This is a genomic window from Pseudomonas sp. PvP028 (genome assembly GCF_017832255.1).
Classification (GTDB): Bacteria; Pseudomonadota; Gammaproteobacteria; order Pseudomonadales; family Pseudomonadaceae; genus Aquipseudomonas; species Aquipseudomonas syringae.
The window spans coordinates 4,435,395-4,451,795 of the sequence record NZ_JAFIBL010000001.1; the positions used below are offsets into that span (position 1 = coordinate 4,435,395).

General features: G+C 60.5%; 15 protein-coding genes. 2 read left to right on the forward strand and 13 right to left on the reverse strand.

The annotated features are described in order from the left end of the window. Positions 1-11 precede the first annotated feature (11 nt). Positions 12-959, forward strand: coding sequence for a hypothetical protein (locus JOE34_RS18990; protein WP_046266309.1), 948 nt, complete (start codon positions 12-14; stop codon positions 957-959). On the opposite strand, the gene JOE34_RS18995 is transcribed toward JOE34_RS18990, so the two are convergent. Together JOE34_RS18995 and JOE34_RS19000 are read right to left on the reverse strand one after the other, a co-directional pair. Then, positions 907-2,022: a hypothetical protein gene (locus JOE34_RS18995; RefSeq protein WP_046266310.1), complete on the reverse strand. Its 1,116-nt coding sequence runs from the start codon at positions 2,020-2,022 to the stop codon at positions 907-909. The genes JOE34_RS18990 and JOE34_RS18995 overlap by 53 nt on opposite strands. Beyond that, positions 2,016-2,681, reverse strand: coding sequence for a hypothetical protein (locus JOE34_RS19000; RefSeq protein WP_003395501.1), 666 nt, complete (start codon positions 2,679-2,681; stop codon positions 2,016-2,018). The genes JOE34_RS18995 and JOE34_RS19000 overlap by 7 nt, the downstream gene beginning before the upstream one ends. A gap of 232 nt (positions 2,682-2,913) precedes the next feature. Here JOE34_RS19000 and JOE34_RS19005 point away from each other — a divergent pair, with 232 nt between their 5' ends. Beyond that, the gene (locus tag JOE34_RS19005) at positions 2,914-4,362 is read left to right on the forward strand and encodes a fatty acid desaturase (protein WP_122335298.1); all 1,449 of its coding nucleotides are present in this window, start codon (positions 2,914-2,916) and stop codon (positions 4,360-4,362) included. A 228-nt stretch (positions 4,363-4,590) separates the two neighbouring features. Here the strand turns inward: JOE34_RS19005 and JOE34_RS19010 are convergent, their stop codons facing one another. From JOE34_RS19010 to JOE34_RS19060, 11 genes are all read right to left on the reverse strand, one after another. Then, positions 4,591-5,388, reverse strand: a complete 798-nt coding sequence (locus JOE34_RS19010; protein ID WP_161421233.1) for a phosphodiesterase — start codon at positions 5,386-5,388, stop codon at positions 4,591-4,593. Between the two features lie 104 nt (positions 5,389-5,492). Further along, on the reverse strand, positions 5,493-6,080 hold the full coding sequence (locus tag JOE34_RS19015; RefSeq protein ID WP_003346746.1) for a peroxidase-related enzyme: 588 nt from the start codon (positions 6,078-6,080) through the stop codon (positions 5,493-5,495). Further along, complete coding sequence (locus JOE34_RS19020) at positions 6,080-6,607, reverse strand: hypothetical protein (RefSeq protein WP_010412063.1); 528 nt, start codon at positions 6,605-6,607, stop codon at positions 6,080-6,082. Before JOE34_RS19020 ends, JOE34_RS19015 begins: the two co-directional genes overlap by 1 nt. 70 nt (positions 6,608-6,677) lie before the next feature. Further along, positions 6,678-8,243 carry an ABC transporter substrate-binding protein gene (locus JOE34_RS19025; protein WP_024661421.1) on the reverse strand — a complete coding sequence of 522 codons (1,566 nt, stop codon included), beginning with the start codon at positions 8,241-8,243 and terminating at the stop codon, positions 6,678-6,680. A gap of 51 nt (positions 8,244-8,294) precedes the next feature. Then, complete coding sequence (locus tag JOE34_RS19030) at positions 8,295-9,308, reverse strand: ABC transporter ATP-binding protein (RefSeq protein ID WP_046266312.1); 1,014 nt, start codon at positions 9,306-9,308, stop codon at positions 8,295-8,297. Then, positions 9,298-10,311: an ABC transporter ATP-binding protein gene (locus tag JOE34_RS19035; RefSeq protein ID WP_046266313.1), complete on the reverse strand. Its 1,014-nt coding sequence runs from the start codon at positions 10,309-10,311 to the stop codon at positions 9,298-9,300. The genes JOE34_RS19030 and JOE34_RS19035 overlap by 11 nt, the downstream gene beginning before the upstream one ends. After that, positions 10,308-11,228: an ABC transporter permease gene (locus tag JOE34_RS19040; RefSeq protein WP_003395516.1), complete on the reverse strand. Its 921-nt coding sequence runs from the start codon at positions 11,226-11,228 to the stop codon at positions 10,308-10,310. Before JOE34_RS19040 ends, JOE34_RS19035 begins: the two co-directional genes overlap by 4 nt. Continuing rightward, the gene (locus JOE34_RS19045) at positions 11,225-12,199 is read right to left on the reverse strand and encodes an ABC transporter permease (protein WP_017279784.1); all 975 of its coding nucleotides are present in this window, start codon (positions 12,197-12,199) and stop codon (positions 11,225-11,227) included. Before JOE34_RS19045 ends, JOE34_RS19040 begins: the two co-directional genes overlap by 4 nt. After that, positions 12,196-13,656 carry an NAD(P)/FAD-dependent oxidoreductase gene (locus JOE34_RS19050; protein ID WP_003395520.1) on the reverse strand — a complete coding sequence of 487 codons (1,461 nt, stop codon included), beginning with the start codon at positions 13,654-13,656 and terminating at the stop codon, positions 12,196-12,198. Before JOE34_RS19050 ends, JOE34_RS19045 begins: the two co-directional genes overlap by 4 nt. A gap of 319 nt (positions 13,657-13,975) precedes the next feature. Beyond that, the gene (locus tag JOE34_RS19055; protein ID WP_003395521.1) at positions 13,976-14,926 is read right to left on the reverse strand and encodes a LysR family transcriptional regulator; all 951 of its coding nucleotides are present in this window, start codon (positions 14,924-14,926) and stop codon (positions 13,976-13,978) included. A 107-nt stretch (positions 14,927-15,033) separates the two neighbouring features. Then, positions 15,034-16,089, reverse strand: a complete 1,056-nt coding sequence (locus tag JOE34_RS19060) for a GGDEF domain-containing protein (protein WP_024665522.1) — start codon at positions 16,087-16,089, stop codon at positions 15,034-15,036. Positions 16,090-16,401 lie beyond the last annotated feature (312 nt).

Below are 16,401 nucleotides of genomic sequence, written 5' to 3' on the forward strand. Positions count from 1 at the left end.
GGCTGGCTCGCATGAAGACCATCTGGACACCCGATGGCTTCGAGGAGTGGCAAAGGCATTTCCCGGCTACCGCTTTCGTACGTCACCCTGCGGAGCTGGACTGGACCGATCTGTTCCTGCAGCGCTGGCAAGTGCCCTTGCCCAGCCTGCCAAAGAACACCCTGGTCGTGCTGGTTGCAGGTCTTTACTCGGAATTCATCCTCTACTGCAATCGCGCCTGTGCCCGGTCCCTCACCTCTGCGGGCCACTATGTCCTGCGCATGCCGGTGCGCTCCTCACGCGGTGTGATCGCGCAAGGCAGGCACATCGCGACCCTGCTCGGCAGCCGACTCAAGCCAGGGCAGCGCTTTGTGGTGCTGGCTCATAGCAAGGGTGGTCTGGATACGCTGGCAGCGTTGTCACAGAACAAGGACCTGCTCGACGCGTGTGACGGCATAGCACTGGTGCAGCCGCCCGCTGGACCCTCGCCGATCATCGATGAGCTGCTGGGCCACGGCGCCGCTAGCGCTGGCCGAGGTTATCGAATGGACAGGTTCCGTCAGGCGATGATTAACAGCGCACCACTGGCTGCGGGCACCCGGGACATCAGCAGCAACCGCGACCCACAGGTTGCTGAAATGCTCTCCGCCCTGCCCGCCACCCTGCACTGTCTGCATGTCGTCAGTTGGTCGGCCGCGCGGCGCTCACACTTCGATACTCACCATCAGCGCCTGAATGCGTTGCGTCCCGGGCATGCGCATGACGGTCAGTTCTACATGGAACACCTGGCATTGCCAGGCGTCCCGCAGATCTGTCTGCCGGATCTGGATCACGGTCAGCCGATACTGGGCGGCGCCGGCTTCGACCCGACGAGATTCTGGCGGACATTGCTTGACGTGCTACACCAGACACGTACGCCAGAACGCTCTACACCAGATAGATTTCGAAGCCTGGGATACTCGCCGCACAAGACTCGGTAAACTCGGCTGCGTGGCTGCCGCAGGGTGCCGTGTAAAGGTCCATCGGCAAGGAAAAGGCGTGATAACGATGCATTGCCTTCCACAGCGGGTCCTGGTCGTAAAGGCATAACTGCATCAGCGAATAGTCTTTGCGCACCTGCTTCCAGGCAACATCCAGCAGCGCGCAAAACACCTCGGGGTCACGATGGCGAACCTGCAGGTGGGTCAGGTAGATATCCCGCAGTGCCTGGCCAGGCGCTGCGATACCTGGTCGGCCTGCCAGAGGTGCGAGCGCATTGTAGCCAAGGCGCAGTAACTGCTGCGTCAGGGGCATCTGTTCGACGACGATGCGTTTTATCTTCCCGGCGTCCCAGGGCGCGACGCAGCCCAGCAGGTTGTCGCGGTCATCGACAGCCAGCAGAAACGAGTCAATACCGAAATCCGGCCACTGGCTGAGCCTGCGCTCAAACTCCGCCTCGCTGAACACACAGCCAAACGATTGCCGGGATGACTCGCTGTCGAGAAACGCCCTCAGCGCATCCAGATAACGAGGGGCTGCGCGGACGACCCTCACCTCGCCGCTAGTGCGGGGAACGCTACTCAAACCACGCTGACCGTAGACTGAGACATTACTGTAGCCACGCCAGTGTGCGAGTTTCAGCGGGTTTGCTCGTCGTCGCCCCAGCAGCGACTGGGTCGCCAGAGCGTTATTGCGGATGATGCAGCAATAGGCATGCTGGGCGCCTGTTTCACGGGACAGATCCGCGAGCCGCGTCTGTACCTCGGCCATCCATGACCGGGACAGCCTGCGATCGGGCGTCAGTCGTAGGTCGCCCAAATAGGCGACAGGCTCGACACCACCGTGCAGGTAGCCATCACGCACCACCAGACTGGCCGAGCCGCGCAGCTCGCCCTCCGGGCCTTCGGCGATCCAGGTGCGCTGATCGTCGGCATGGCAGCGGTGCAGGGCGAAGTAGTCCGGGCTACGATCAAAACGTAGCGGCATGCTCCCGCGCATCGTGTGTCGCCGTTGAAAGTCGAGAAGACGCGAACTGTCCGCCGTACCGGCCTGACGAATCAGCACGCCGAGTACTGCTCGGTCATAAACAGCCGTCGAGCCAGCGGTCGCAGGTTTTTGGGGGCAAGGCGACACAGGCAAACCAGTTCGTCACCCTCGGCGTAACCAGGGTTCTTTTGCAGAAAGTACTCGACTTCCGGCAGCTTTGCGTGATTTTCCGAGATCAGTGCAAGCTCCGCGCTGAGGCGGCCCTGCGGCGTCTTGAATGACAGCACGCCGGTGGCCGGGTCGTAGGCATCGCCAAAACGCGTATAGGCAAGGTGATCCATCAAGGCCTGGACACGAGGCGCTGTCGAATGACCCGCACGCGGTGCGTAATCCAGTACCATTGCCCGCAGATAGCGATAGGTTCGATGCCCCTTGCAGATCAGAAACCAGTAAAGGGGAACATCGGGAGCCTGACGCCACAGGTCGCCCACCAGTCTAGACCAGGCGAAGGCGAGTTGCTGGCTGCCCCAGTGTTCAGGGGTGATGATAGTGTCACCGGAAAAAATGAATTTGCAGGGCTGATTATCCCAGCTCATTTCAAACAGTTTCAGCGTTGTGAAGCCCATGATCGTGTCATGGGTGTCGCGCAGAACGACACAATGCGTCTTGTCGTCAAGGTCCTGCTCGAATCGAGCCCGACAGGTATCCTGATAGCAGGCAGAATAAATCTCGAACATCCGATCGATATCGACTGATCGTAAATCGGGGCGCCCAACGGCGGTCGCGCACAAACTCATGGAGGCCTTCGATGTATGGAAACACAATGACCGGATTCTGAATTGCCGGGCCGCAGAGGGCAATCAGTCTCTCGGCACAATGTCCCGATTCTTCTGCAATCATCGCTGCGCACAGTCTGGCCCGTCCGGGCGTTCGCTTGTGCACGTAACGAATGAACCAGGCTTCGCACCCATGCATCCTCATCAATGCGCCACGTCCAGTACTGATCGTCCCGTCACGTGGCTGTTGGCCTACCTGCTGGTCACCGGCCTGCTGTACTTTCTGGTGACACACGTTCCAATGGGCCCAGCAAGGCTCGTCGAGCCAGGTATCGTCGACGCTCATATGCCCTTGCTGCCGTTCACGCTGCCGCTGTATCTCAGCTATACGCTGGTGATGCCGGTGCTCGTTTACATGGGGCGTCAGTCCTCTTGGCTGCTGCCGGTATTTTTCGCCGGTGCCCTGGCCGCCGGGCTGTGCCTGGTCAGCCACCTGTTCTGGCCGACCATGATCCTGCGTCCTGAAAGCGGTTCCGCGTGGCTCGACTGGCTATACCAGCTCGATGCGCCACTGGCGGCATCACCCAGCGGGCATGTGGCGTTACCCGTTGCAATCAGCGTCGTCATGGGCGGTTTGCGGCTGAGATCGGCCTGGGTATTTGCCCTCTGGAGCGCAGTGCTCATGCTGACGGTGATGACCACCGGGCAGCATGTCTTCACCGACATGGCCTGTGGCGTGTTCATCGGCCTGGCCTGCGGCCTGACGACCTTGGTACTCAGTCGCTGTGCGGTAGACATGCGCACCTTATCGGCTCTGCTACTCGAATGGCTGTGCATACTGGTCACGATTCGTGTCGCGATTTACCTCGCAGACTGGCGCTTTTATCTGCTGGCCGTGCTCATCGTGGCAGCAAGGCAGCACGCGTTGTTCGTGCTGTATCACGATGCAACCCATTATCACCTGACTCGACAGCGCAGTACTAACGACTTCCTGATCAACCTGGCGATCGGTGTTCCGGGCCTGGTGCCGATCGAATTCTACCGGCCCCTGCACTTGGACCATCACCAGCACGCGGGTACCGAACAGGACCCGGAACGACGCTTCCTCTATTACCGCCAGCCCTGGCAGTTCCGACCGTTAACCGCGAAGTTGCTGGCCAGGCAACTGCTGGGAGACTTGCTGCTGATCAACACGCTGCGCAACATTGCCGCCTACAAGGCCGCAGGAGGCGCGCCGCCAGCGCTCACCCGCCCGCTGATTTCGGCAGCGCTGGTATGGCTGATGATTGTCGCCGCGCTTATCTGGCAATGCTCGGCGCAAACGTTCGGGTTGGTGGCGATGCTGTGGTTCCTGCCCCTGATTACGGTCGGCACCCTGCTGCAGAAAATTCGCAGCATGGCCGAGCACAGCGGCGGCCCCGGCGTCACGCCTGGCTGGGAAGAGTGGACCTACGCCTGGCGCGTCGGCTGGCTGGGACGATTTTTCATCTGGCCTTACCATATCAACCTGCACTTACAGCATCACCGAACCGCCAGCATACCGTGGCATGCCCTGCCCTCTGCAGTTCGAGCCGGGGAACAGCTCATGGCATCCCGCTCGCTTGCCTCGCTGATGTGGTCGAGGCTCAAGCAGAAATACTAATGCCTGCGCGATCCGACACAGAGTAGTCATTCGCTATTATTGGCCACGCGGTGGTCAACGACGTTTGCCCTGTTACTGGAAGCATTGCGTTATCGGTGATTGATCAAATGACAGAAACGCGCAGTTCTCCAGCAACCGCTCACTGCGCTTGCGCTCGCAATCTGGCGGGCTCCAGTCTGGCCAAGGAGCAGGCGACCTGACAGCCTGCGCTGTCAGGGTCATCCCCGTTCAGGCGAAGTCAAAAGGCCCTTCGAAGCGACCTATCGGCACCCAATGGGTGATCAGGCCCGTGTCGGCTTTCCAGTGATGCAGCAGCAATGCAGGCGGTTCGACATAGGAAGCGTCGGCAGCCTCGGGGTGCAGTCGCAAGGCGATGGCCGTCGTCGTGCTCGGCGCCGTACACATCAGCGTCCCGCCGAAGCGCAGTTGCATGAAGCGATGAATATGCCCACAGACGATGCGCTCGATGGCCGGGTATCTGCAGACCACCTCTGCCAGCCGCTCGCCCCTTTCACAACGGTACGCATCGATGTAGGGGATGCCGCTGGAAAACGGTGGCTGGTGCATCATGATCAGCGTTGGTTTGTCCGGCTCCAGCGCCAGTGTGCGATCCAGCCACTGGGTCGCAGTGTCGGTCATATCGCCGTGATGCTGATCCGGGACGCTGATATCCAGACCAATGATGCGCACCGGCGCAGAACCCGAGTAGACGAAACTGCAATCCTGGTCATTGATGAAGTAGTCGTGCTCGGGAAAAGCGTCGCGCAGGTTCTGCCGATGATCATGGTTGCCCGGTATCATCAGCAGTTTTTGCCGCAACGGCTGCAGCAACTCCCGGGCCATCGCGTACTCTTCGGGCCGCCCCTCGTCCACCAGATCACCACTGAACACAATCAGATCGGGTGGTGGGTCTAGGGCGTTTATGGTGTCGACGGCGGCGGCCAGCATGGCGTTGGAGTCCACCACGTCTTGATAGAGTTGCCCTCTGGGCCGTACATGTGTGTCCGAAATGTGTGCTATCAGCATTCCATTACCTCAATCGTGTCCGGGTCGCGTGTTCACTTATGCAGTGAACTTGCAACGACCGGGCCAGATTGCACCTCAAGCACTGGGCCTGGCCGCTGCCACCCTCACGCCTCGGGAAACACCGGCTCTCCCAGGTTGAGCATGAGCCGATTGGCCCAGGCGAATATCGAGATGGCGTGAATCAGGTCCAGCACCTGTGTCTCGTCCAGCCCCTGTTCGTATAGCGCCTGGATATGGCCGGCGTTGAGCGAAGCCGGTTCAAGCGTCAGGTCGATGGCGAACTGCACGATCGCTTTTTCACGTGCCGTCGTGCCGGCCGTTGCGGGGTCGGCAAACACCTGGGCGATGACGTCATTGCGCTTGGCCAGTTGTTCGAAGCGTTGCGCATGCACCGACGCGCAATACACGCAGCGGTTGATACGCGACACCACTGTGCTCGCCAGCTCTCGCTCGGCGCGCGACAGGCCGCCGGGTGCGTACATGATTGCGTTGAACGCCTGAGAGCGCTGGCGAAGAATGTCCGGATGATGGGCCAGTGTCAGGTAGTAATCCGAGGTCTTGGCTTGCGGGTGGCTTTCTTCAAGCACAGCGACCTGCTCGGCGCTCGCGCTGTCGAGGTCCACGGTGGGCAACCAGGCTTTCCAGCCCAGCACCTGATTGGTGAAACCTTCAATTTCTATGAGTTCGCTCATCAGGCTGCTCCGGCAGACTTTAAAGCACCCAGCCCTGCGGCCAGACGCACCTGGTAGGACAGAAAAGCGATCAGTTGTGCCAGTACCACAATTTCAGCGGTGCTCAGCCCCTGATGTTGTAGCGCCTGCAATGCGCTTTGATCGCCGTGTACCGGAGACTCGATCAAGGTCCTGGTAAAGCGCAGGATCGCCGCCAGGCGTTGATCCTCCAGCAGATCGATTTGGCTGGCGTCCACATCGGCCAGCACGTTAGCCTCGGCGCCTGCCGCCTGCAATTGCGACAGGTAATACCCGCTCAGGGTCGGCTGCGCGCTCAGCAGCGTTGCGTAATAAGCCACCCAGAGGCGCTCGTTCAGCGACAGGTTGTGCGCCAGCGCCGGGTCGAAAAACAAGTCCTGACTGCCCTGGGTTGCCAGGGCCACCTTGTCTCGCGCATGGCGAACCGCGTGCAGCGGGCTGCCCGGTGCGATGCCCAGCAGGCTGTCGAGCACGTCCGGTATCGTTGAATGTTCAGTGGTCGATGTCATGAAAGGTCCTGCGATGCTGTGGTTGCATTCGCGCAACCGCTCGCAAAAGCGGCGCGTCAATGGAAGATAATCAAGGCTGCTCGGTGACCATGGTCGCTGCCGTGCGATCGCTGACCAGTGGTTCGACCTTGAGGCCTTTGCGCGCTGCCCAGATGTTCTGGTAATGGAACAGCGGGATGATGCCGACGTCGTCGCTGACAATCTGCACCGAGTCCTGGAGAATCTTGCGCCGCTTGGCCTCGTCGAATTCGGCGGTTGAGTCAGCCAGGGCTTTGTCCACCAGCGGATTGCTGTAATGGCCCCAGTTGGAAGCGCCCTGCCCTTTGCTGTTATCGACCGTAGTCAGAATATTGGTCAGGGCATACGCCGCTTCGCCGGTGCCATTGCCCCAGGCAATCACGCTGATCGCCAGTTCATTCTTGTTGGCCTTGCCCGCGTACACCGCCCACGGCAATACCTCCAGCTGAACCTTGACGCCGATCCGTGTCCAGAACTGCGCCACCGCCTGCATGACCTCCGGTGCCTGCGGATAACGGTCGCCCGGCACATGCACAGTCAGTTGGAAGCCTTCAGGAAAGCCTGCCTGCGCCAGCAGATCCTTGGCCTGCTTGACGTCATAGGGGATATTCTTGATCTGCGGGTTGTAACCGAACGTGTTGGCCGGCATCCATTGATTGGCTTCGGTGACGGTGCCTTGCATAATGCGTTCGTTGATGGCCGGACGATTGATCGCCAGGGACAGCGCCTTGCGCACACGTACATCCAGCAGCGGGTTTTCGGCCAGCGGCTTGCCCGCATTGTCGTGAATGAACTCGTTCGGGCCAGCACGGAAACTCGGCTGAATGATCAGCGCACGCAATCCCTGATAAGCGAAGACATTGACGTTCGGCGTTTTGCGCAGGCGCGCCACATCGGTAGGCGATACCTTGTCGATCACGTCGACATCGCCCGCCAGCAAAGCTGCGGTACGGTTGGCGGCGTTGGCGATAAAACGGAAATCAACCTTGTCCCAGGTCGGTCTGCCACCCCAGTAATTTTCATTGCGAGCGAATATCGTGCGATCGCCCGGCACGAACGAGACAAACCGGTAAGGCCCGGTGCCGATCATCGCCTTGCCCGAGTTGTAATCGGCGCTGCTGGCTGCCGCACCGGCGTGGCGACTGACGATATAGATCGAGTCGATGTCCGGCAGCAGATTGGCATTGGGCGAACGGGTCTTGATGATCAGCGTGTGATCGTCCTTGGACTTGATCGATTCAACGGTACGCATGGCGCCTGCGTAAGAAGCCACGCTGCCAGGTACGCTGCGCGCGCGCTCGAAGGAGAAGACCAGGTCATCAGCCGTCAGCGGCGTGCCATCCTGCCATTTGACGTCATCACGCAGGGCGAACTCCCAGGTGGTGTCGTCCACGACCTTCCAGCTCTTGGCCAGACCTGGCAAGGTCTTGTCATCACGGCGGCTGACCAGCGACTCGAAGACATGCAAGGCTACCGAGCGGTCTCCGGCATAGTTATTGAGCTGTGGATCGAGGGACGAGACCGGGTCGGCGTAACCGATGCGCAAGTCCTGTGCAGTGACACTGCCGGCGGCCAGCAAGAGGGCCGACGCCAGCAACGAACGAACGAGTGGTTTCATGGGTAATTCCTTGTACGCAATGGCAGAGGGTGACGGGCTTGAGCTGCCCGTTCAGCGTTGGTCATTCAGGTGACAGGCGCTCCGGTGATTCGGCGAAACCTCCCGCAGCGCTGGAACTTCCTCGCGACAGCGCGCCATGGCGTGCGGGCAGCGAGGGTGGAAATGACACCCTGCAGGCGGGTTAAGCGGGCTGGGGATTTCCCCTTGGATCGCGTCATAACGGGTACTGCGAATATCGAAGCGCGGGATCTGCGCCAGCAAAGCCTGGGTGTACGGGTGATTGGCCCGCGCGAACAGGTCATCGACTGAAGCGGTCTCGACCACACGGCCCAGGTACATCACGATGACCCGGTCGCAGAGGTGCTCGACGACGCTCAGGTCATGGCTGATAAACAGATAGGTCAGGCCCAGCTCGTCGCGCAGGTCCATGAACAGGTTGAGGATCTGCGCCTGAATCGACACGTCCAGCGCCGCCACCGACTCGTCGCACACCAGCAGTTCCGGTTGCACCGCCAGCGCACGGGCAATCCCGATGCGCTGGCGCTGGCCACCGCTGAACTGATGCGGATAGCGCTGGCGCAATTGCGGGCTGAGCCCGGCACGCTGCAATTGCGCACTGACGTAATCATCTGCGCCCTTGCGGTCGGTCAGGCCGTGCAACAGTGCACCTTCGCCGACGATCCGGTCGACCCGCAGGCGCGGATTCAAACTCGATGATGGGTCCTGAAAAATCATCTGCACTTTCAGGCGCAGCGCCTTGCGCTCCTGCGGGGTCAGGCTCTCCAGCGGTTTGCCGTCCACCAGTGTAGTGCCTGAAGAGACCGGCAGCAGACCGGCAACCATGCGCCCCAGGGTCGATTTGCCACAGCCTGACTCGCCCACCAGCCCGACCACTTCACCGCGCGCAATGCGCAGATCGACACGATCCACGGCATGGGTCATCGGTTTTGCACGGGTAAGGTGCAGCCGTTGCAGGAGCCCCTGAACGGAGCGCTCATCCACGGGCTTGCCGAAGGTCTTGCTGACCTGATGCAGCTCGATGAGGGGAATCTGATCACTGGACATCGGCCGCTCCTGGATGAAAACAGCGAACCGTCTGGCCCGGTCGCGCCTCGTGGGGTTGAGGCTCCTGTGCACAAATCTGCGAGGCTCTGGGGCAGCGCGCCGCGAAAGCACAACCGACCGGCATCGACAGCAGGTCGGGTGCCATGCCCGGGATCTGCCGCAGGCGCTGGCCGCGCTGGTTGCGACTTGGCAGGCTGTCGATCAGCCCCTGTGTATAGGGATGCTGCGGACGATCCAGGACATCGGCGACCGGCCCCTGCTCGACGATGCGTCCGGCGTACATCACCGCCACATCGTCAGCCAGCCCTGCGATCACGGAAAGATCATGGGTGATCCAGATCAGTGAAGTGCCCTGCTCGCGCACCAGCTTCTGCACTTCACTGAGAATCTGCGCCTGAATGGTCACGTCCAGCGCGGTGGTCGGCTCATCAGCGATGATCAGGTCCGGTGCATGCAGCAGTGCAATGGCAATTGCCACCCGCTGGCGCATGCCGCCGGACAACTGATGCGGATAGGCGCGCAAACGTTCTTCCGGGCTGGCGATGCCCATCAGCGCCAACGTGCGGCTGGCATGTTCGCGGGCCTCGCGTTTGCGCAGCGGGCTGTGGGCTCGTACGGCCTCGATCATTTGCGTATCGACCCGCAGCACCGGGTTGAGGGTCATCATCGGGTCCTGAAAGATCATCGCTACCCGGTTGCCCTGAATGCTACGCAGTTGCGAGGCGGACAGTCTGGTCAGATCGCTGCCCTTGAACAGCACCTGGCCACCGCTGATGCGCCCAGGCTCATCGACAAGGCCGAGGATCGAAAAGCCGGTGACCGACTTGCCCGAACCGGACTCACCGACCAGACCCAGAATGCGTCCCGGCTCTACGCGCAGTGACACATCGCGCACCGCCGGCAGCACCCCGGCGCGGGTATGAAACGAAGTGCACAGGTTGCGCACATCCAGGGTCGGCTGTTGGACTGCGTCAGGCACAGACGACATTTCAGGCAGGCTCATCGCTGTAACCTCGGGTTCAGGACATCGCGCAAACGGTCACCGACCAGATTGATCGCAACGATCGTGATCAACAGCGCCAGGCCTGGGAACAGGCTGATCCAGTATTCATTGCTGAGCATGTATTGAAAGCCATTGGCAATCAGCAGCCCCAGCGACGGCTCGGTGACCGGCACGCCCAGGCCGAGAAACGACAAGGTTGCTTCCAGCGTGATAGCGCGGGCGATCTGCAAGGCGCCGATCACGATCAGCGGTGGCAGGCAGTTAGGCAGAATGTGACCCACCACAATACGCAGCGGCCCCACGCCCTGCCCGCGCGCCGCATCGACGTATTCACGGCGGCTTTCGGTCAGCGCCTGACCGCGTGCGGTGCGCGCGTAATAGGCCCATTCGAGCAAGATCAGAGTCAGCATCACGTTGCCGACACCCTTGCCCAGCCAGGCAAGAATCATCAGCGCCATGAGAATCACCGGAAACGACAGCAGCAGGTCGACCAGACGCATCAGCAAGGCATCGAGCCAGCCGCCTACATACGCAGACACCAGCCCGAGCAGCGTACCGAGCACTGCCGCAATCAACGCCGAGCCAATGCCGACCCACAGGCTGATGCGCAGGCCATAGATAATCGCCGAGACCAGATCGCGGCCCTGCCCGTCAGTGCCCAGCCAATAGGTGTAACCGCTGTCGCCATTGAGGCTGCCAGGCGGCATGCGCGCGTCCATGACGTTGAGCTGCATCAGGTCGTAGGGGTTCTGCACCACAATCCATGGCGCCAGAGCTGCAACCAGCACAATGAGCAGCAGGACCACCAGGCCCGTCACCGCCGTGGGCGAGCTGAAGAACTCGGTCAGCACTCGTCGCCAGGGCGACTGGGCCTGCAGCAGCGTGCTGCCGATCGGGGCTTTTTCAATGACATTCATCGGGATGCCTCGATGCGCACGCGTGGGTCCAGCAAGTAATACAAGCCGTCGACGATCAGGTTGAGCACCACGAAAATCACTACGACCACCATCAGGTAAGCGACCACCACCGGGCGATCAAGCATGTTGATGCTGTCGAGAATCAGCTTGCCAGCACCCGGCCAGGCGAAAATGCTTTCAGTCACGACGGCATAGGCGATGGTCGACCCCAGTTCCATGGCCAGCACCGTCACCACCGGAATCATGGTGTTGCGCATAACGTGCATGCACATCACACGCATCGGTGACAGCCCCTTGGCCCGGGCGAATTTGACGAATTCCTGGGGCAGCACTTCGCGCACGCCCGCACGAGTCAGGCGCAGCACCAGGGAAATCTTGAACAACGCCAGGTTCAGCGCTGGTAATAACAGGTGCTGCAAACCGTCCAGCGTCAGCCATGACCATTGCACACCCAGCCACTCACGGGTTTCGCCGCGGCCGCTGGCCGGCAGCCAGCCGAGGGTGATGGAGAACAGCATGATCATCATCAAGGCCACCCAGAAGGCTGGCAGCGAGAAGCCGACAATGCTGGCGGCCATCATCAGCCGGGACAGCGGATGCTCGGGGTACATACCGGCAAACATGCCCAGCGGCACACCGATGACCACCGCCAGAAACAGAGCACTGAACGCCAGCTCGAAGGTTGCGGGCAAGCGCTGCAGAATCAGGCGCATGGCATCCTCGTGATACACGAAGCTTTGCCCCAGATTGCCGTGAACCGCGCCCTTGAGAAAAATCAGGTACTGCTGCCACAGCGGCTGGTCCAGTCCCAAATGCGCGATGGCCTGCAGACGCTCGGCCTGATTGAGGTCTTCACCGACCAGAATGTCCATCGGGTTGCCGATGGCATTGAGGCCAACGAACACCACCAGCGTCATCAACAGAACGACCAGCAACGATTGAGTCAGCCGACGCAGCGCCCAGCCGATCATTGGCGCAGCTCTGCAGCGCTTGGCTGGCTGACCACCCACTCATCGCCCAGCAGCTCCGGCTCCGCGTAATCGAGCATGGTGTCGAAATGCAGGTCGATGTCCTCGTTGAACAACTGCCCGACCAGGGCATGCGCCAGACGTTTGGAACCCTCGCTGATGGCAGGAATGTCCCCGGACACCGCGCCATAGCTCAACGCGGCCGGATAACTGAAGCAGTGAATGTGGTTCAGCCCCGGGCAGGCGCCTGGGGTCTTTTCCTGAAATTCAAAGCAGTTGCCCAGATCCGGCAGCACAGCCAGCTCAGCATCGGTTTCGCCGCTTGGTGCTTCGAAGCGATCCTGCCAGACACGGATCTGCGCAGAGAATGGTGCAAACTCCGGGCGCTGCCGGAAGTCGGTGCGAAACCCGGTGGCAAATACCACGAAATCTGCCTCGATACGTGCCTTCGGCGTATGCAGCCAGACGCCTCCGGCAGCGCTCTCTTCGACGGAAAGCACCGGGCTGTCGAGCATGAACCGCGCCTTGCCGGAAGCGGACACTCTCAGCGTACTGCCGCGCGGTGGTGGCACTTGCTGGGTATTGAGGTAATGGCGAATGCGCCATTTCCAGATGTCCGGCAGGCGCCAGTAGCCATGCACCATGCCGGGATTACCAACGCCCTTGCCTTTGTTGATACGCGGCAGCTCGGCGCGCCGGATCAGCAGATCGACCCGCGTTGCACCAGCCTCCAGCGCCGTGGCGGCGCTATCCATCGCCGATGCGCCACCGCCAATGACCGCAACGCGTTTGCCGGCGAACCAGCTGTCCTGCAAACCCGCCGCCGAATGCGTCCACAAGTGCTCCGGCAACTGCCAGGCAAAGTCCGGCACCCAAGGGCCGCCAAGACCGTCACGACCCGTAGCGAGCACCACATGGCGGGCCAGCAGAAATCGCGTCTGTACCGGCGTGACTACGTCCAGTTCAATCAGACCGTCCGCTCTGGGCGCTACCCGGCTAATGCGGTGCTCATTGCGTACGTCCAGGGCCAGCACCTTGCGATACCAGCGCAGATACTCGGCCCATTGCAAACGTGGAATCTTGTCCAGCAACGCCCAGCCATCGACACCAAATTGCGCTTCGTACCAAGCGCGAAACGTCAGCGCCGGCAAGCCCAGCGCCGGCCCGGTCAACTGCTTTGGCGAGCGCAGAGTTTGCATACGCGCCGTAGTGGCCCAAGGGCCTTCGAAACCTGCTGGCGATTGATCGAAAATGACCGCTGCTACGCCGAGATTGCGCAGCTCTGCGGACAGGGCAAGACCGGCCATGCCTCCACCGATAATCGCCACGTCGAGCACGGCCTGCCCTGCGCTGATCCTGGGCTTGACCCATGGCTTGGCGGGCAGATCCAGCCAGGCCAGATCCTGCTGCAAGCGAGCTTCCAAAGCGGCCAGGCCAGCGGGTGCGTTTACATCGGACATTGATCGGTACTCGAAAAAATGATCGGGCCACGAGCCCGAGCCTTGATTCAAAGCACTTCAAGAATCATTCCAATAGTGTGATAAATGAATTCTTGAAGGCTTTGAATGCTTAATTCGAATAGTAAAAGCCGATTTTTATTCTCGCAACGCGCAAAAAAGCATATTTATATTCCCAAATGGAATGTAAGAGCGCTTTGCGTACCATGAAACGAAGCGTTACGAAGAATGTTGACGGACGCGCTGCGCCGATTTTCAGTCTTGCGCGTTTAATGACAGGCGTTCCCGCAGCAAGGGCCTGAATGCAACCCGTATTTTCCTCTCACTCGGCATATATGCTCTGTAACAGGGCATCATGCGCGCTGGCTTCGTGCATGATCATTTCCGGTAAGAGGATTTTTGCGCTGTCGGCAATTTCATCGATCATCGCGCTCGCCACATCCGACAACGGGCTGGCGAAGGCTGAAATCAGCCCGAAGAAAAACGGAATGTTGCAGGCGATCGGTCTGACGACCACGCCTTGCACCGGCACGCCCATCGCTGTGAACGGATCGACCAGCGCAATGCCCAGCCCGACCCTGGCCATCTGCATGGCAATCAACGACGTATTGGTGTCCAGCATGCGCGGCGGCTGACCACCCGCCTCCTGAAACGCCTTGTCGATGCGTCGACGAAAGCGATACGGGTTGGCCATGGTGATCAACGTTTGCTGACGCAGCAGCTCCATCGACAGCACCTCATGAGCGGCCAGCGCCGAATCGGCGGGCAATACCGCCACACAAGGCGCCTCGCCGATCCAGTGGATTTCCAGACCGCGATGCTCCAGGGGCAGGCTGACCGCTCCCAGGTCCATGGTTTTCGACAGGACAGCATGAACCACGTTCTCCGGAGACATGCTCTGCAGCTGAATCTGTTGCGGACGCAGATGCTCGGGCAGGCGCGACAAGGCCGCAGGCAGCAGACCGGCTGCCAGGGCCGAGATCGCCACCAGCTTGATCTGGTGGTTCTCCTCCTGGGCAATGTGCTGCGCACGCTGGCGGATGTTGCGCACCCCCAGCAGCGCGCTTTCCACTTCGCCATACATCATGAACGCCTTGTGGGTAGGCGTGACCTTCGGCCCGCTGCGTTCGAACAACGCAAAGCCCAGTTCCTGCTCGAGTTCCTGGATGGCCCGGGTGACCGAGGGCTGAGACCGGCCGAGCATTTTCCCTGCCGCCGTGACACTGCCTGCCGACATGACCGCCGCGAAGGCTTCGAGCTGACGCAAATCCATAAGCATGCCTTGATCGATACATCGCCGATGAGGAAGCACGACGCTGTGCTCCCCGGTTCAAAGCGCGAAAGTCTACACGCTGGTAGCGTCTGGCGTGAGCAAGCAGCTCATCCGGCGATCATTACCCGGTTCCGGCCCTGCTGTTTGCCCATGTACAGCGACGTGTCGGCACGATTGAGGGCCAGCTGGAACGCCTCGCCTGTGGCAATAGTCGCCACCGCGACTGTAGCGCTGACGGCAATGATGCGCTCATTGATCCGCCCGGCCTCTTCGGCGATACGCCGCCAGATACGTTCGGCCGCGCGCAGCGCGTCTTCGGGCGTGGTGTCCGGCATGAGCACCAGAAACTCCTCGCCGCCCCAGCGCGCCGCCATATCGCTGCTGCGCACGCTTGAACCGATGATCTCGGCAACCCGTTGCAGAACCACATCGCCGGTTTCATGCCCGTGGATATCATTGATCTGTTTGAAATGATCGATGTCCAGCAGGATCAACGAAGCCGACAGCCCCTGCCGCCTGGCTTCCAGTTCGCGTATCCGATGCAGTACTCGTCTGCGCGTGTAGAGATTGGTCAGGCTGTCGCGGTTGGCGATATGAAACAGGCTCAGTTGCATCGACGAGGTGAAACGCACCGACAATGCAGTGGCGTAAATCGACAGAGTGGTCGCTGTGAGTACGTTGACGATACCGAACGCATCGAGCACGTTCTGGCTCAGACCGGTCCCCTGCCCCGTGTATCGACGAAAGGCGAAGCAGCCCACTAGCGACATCAAGATCGCAACGCTGTAGACAATTCGCCTGACGACGTTCAGTTGGAAGGTGAAGGCAATGACGGGAATCACGCAGAATATGTAAAAGCTGAAGTTGCTTTCCCAGCCCAGTTGCCACGTCGCGAGCACGGCATGGCCAATGATCTCCAGGGACATCAGTTGTCCGGCTTGGCGATGCCGCCCCCTGCGGATCAGGTAGATGCAGCTGACGTAAACCAGCGTGCTGACGATGTTCGCGATCCACATGATCTTCATGCCCAGCCCCAGGAACACCGTCAGCAACACACAGTGAATGCCCAGAGCGACATAAACGATCGGGGTGATGTGTTTCCAGAACTGGGTAGCCGTGTCCTTGAACAGCTGGGTGCGGTCTTCCGCCGGAAGGCTCATCATCACGTCATCTCGAAATGCAGGTGGAATATGACCATCAGCGTAGGTGAGATCATGATGTATTGTGGGGCTGAACCGACGCCGCGTTATACAGCGACTGGATAATATGTTGGTCTGCAGCGCCCGAACCCCGTGACATGCTGCAGGAGTGAGCATGGACCTCATCGAGCACCGGTAGTGCAATCCGAAGCCTGACTTTTTCGCATGCCGCTGACCGCAGGCAGCGACCGACAACCTGTTGTGCGTTTGCAGCCACTGGCAACGGATGGCGGTTTTTCGTCGTTTTACAGTAGCGATCCTGATTCACCGGAAATA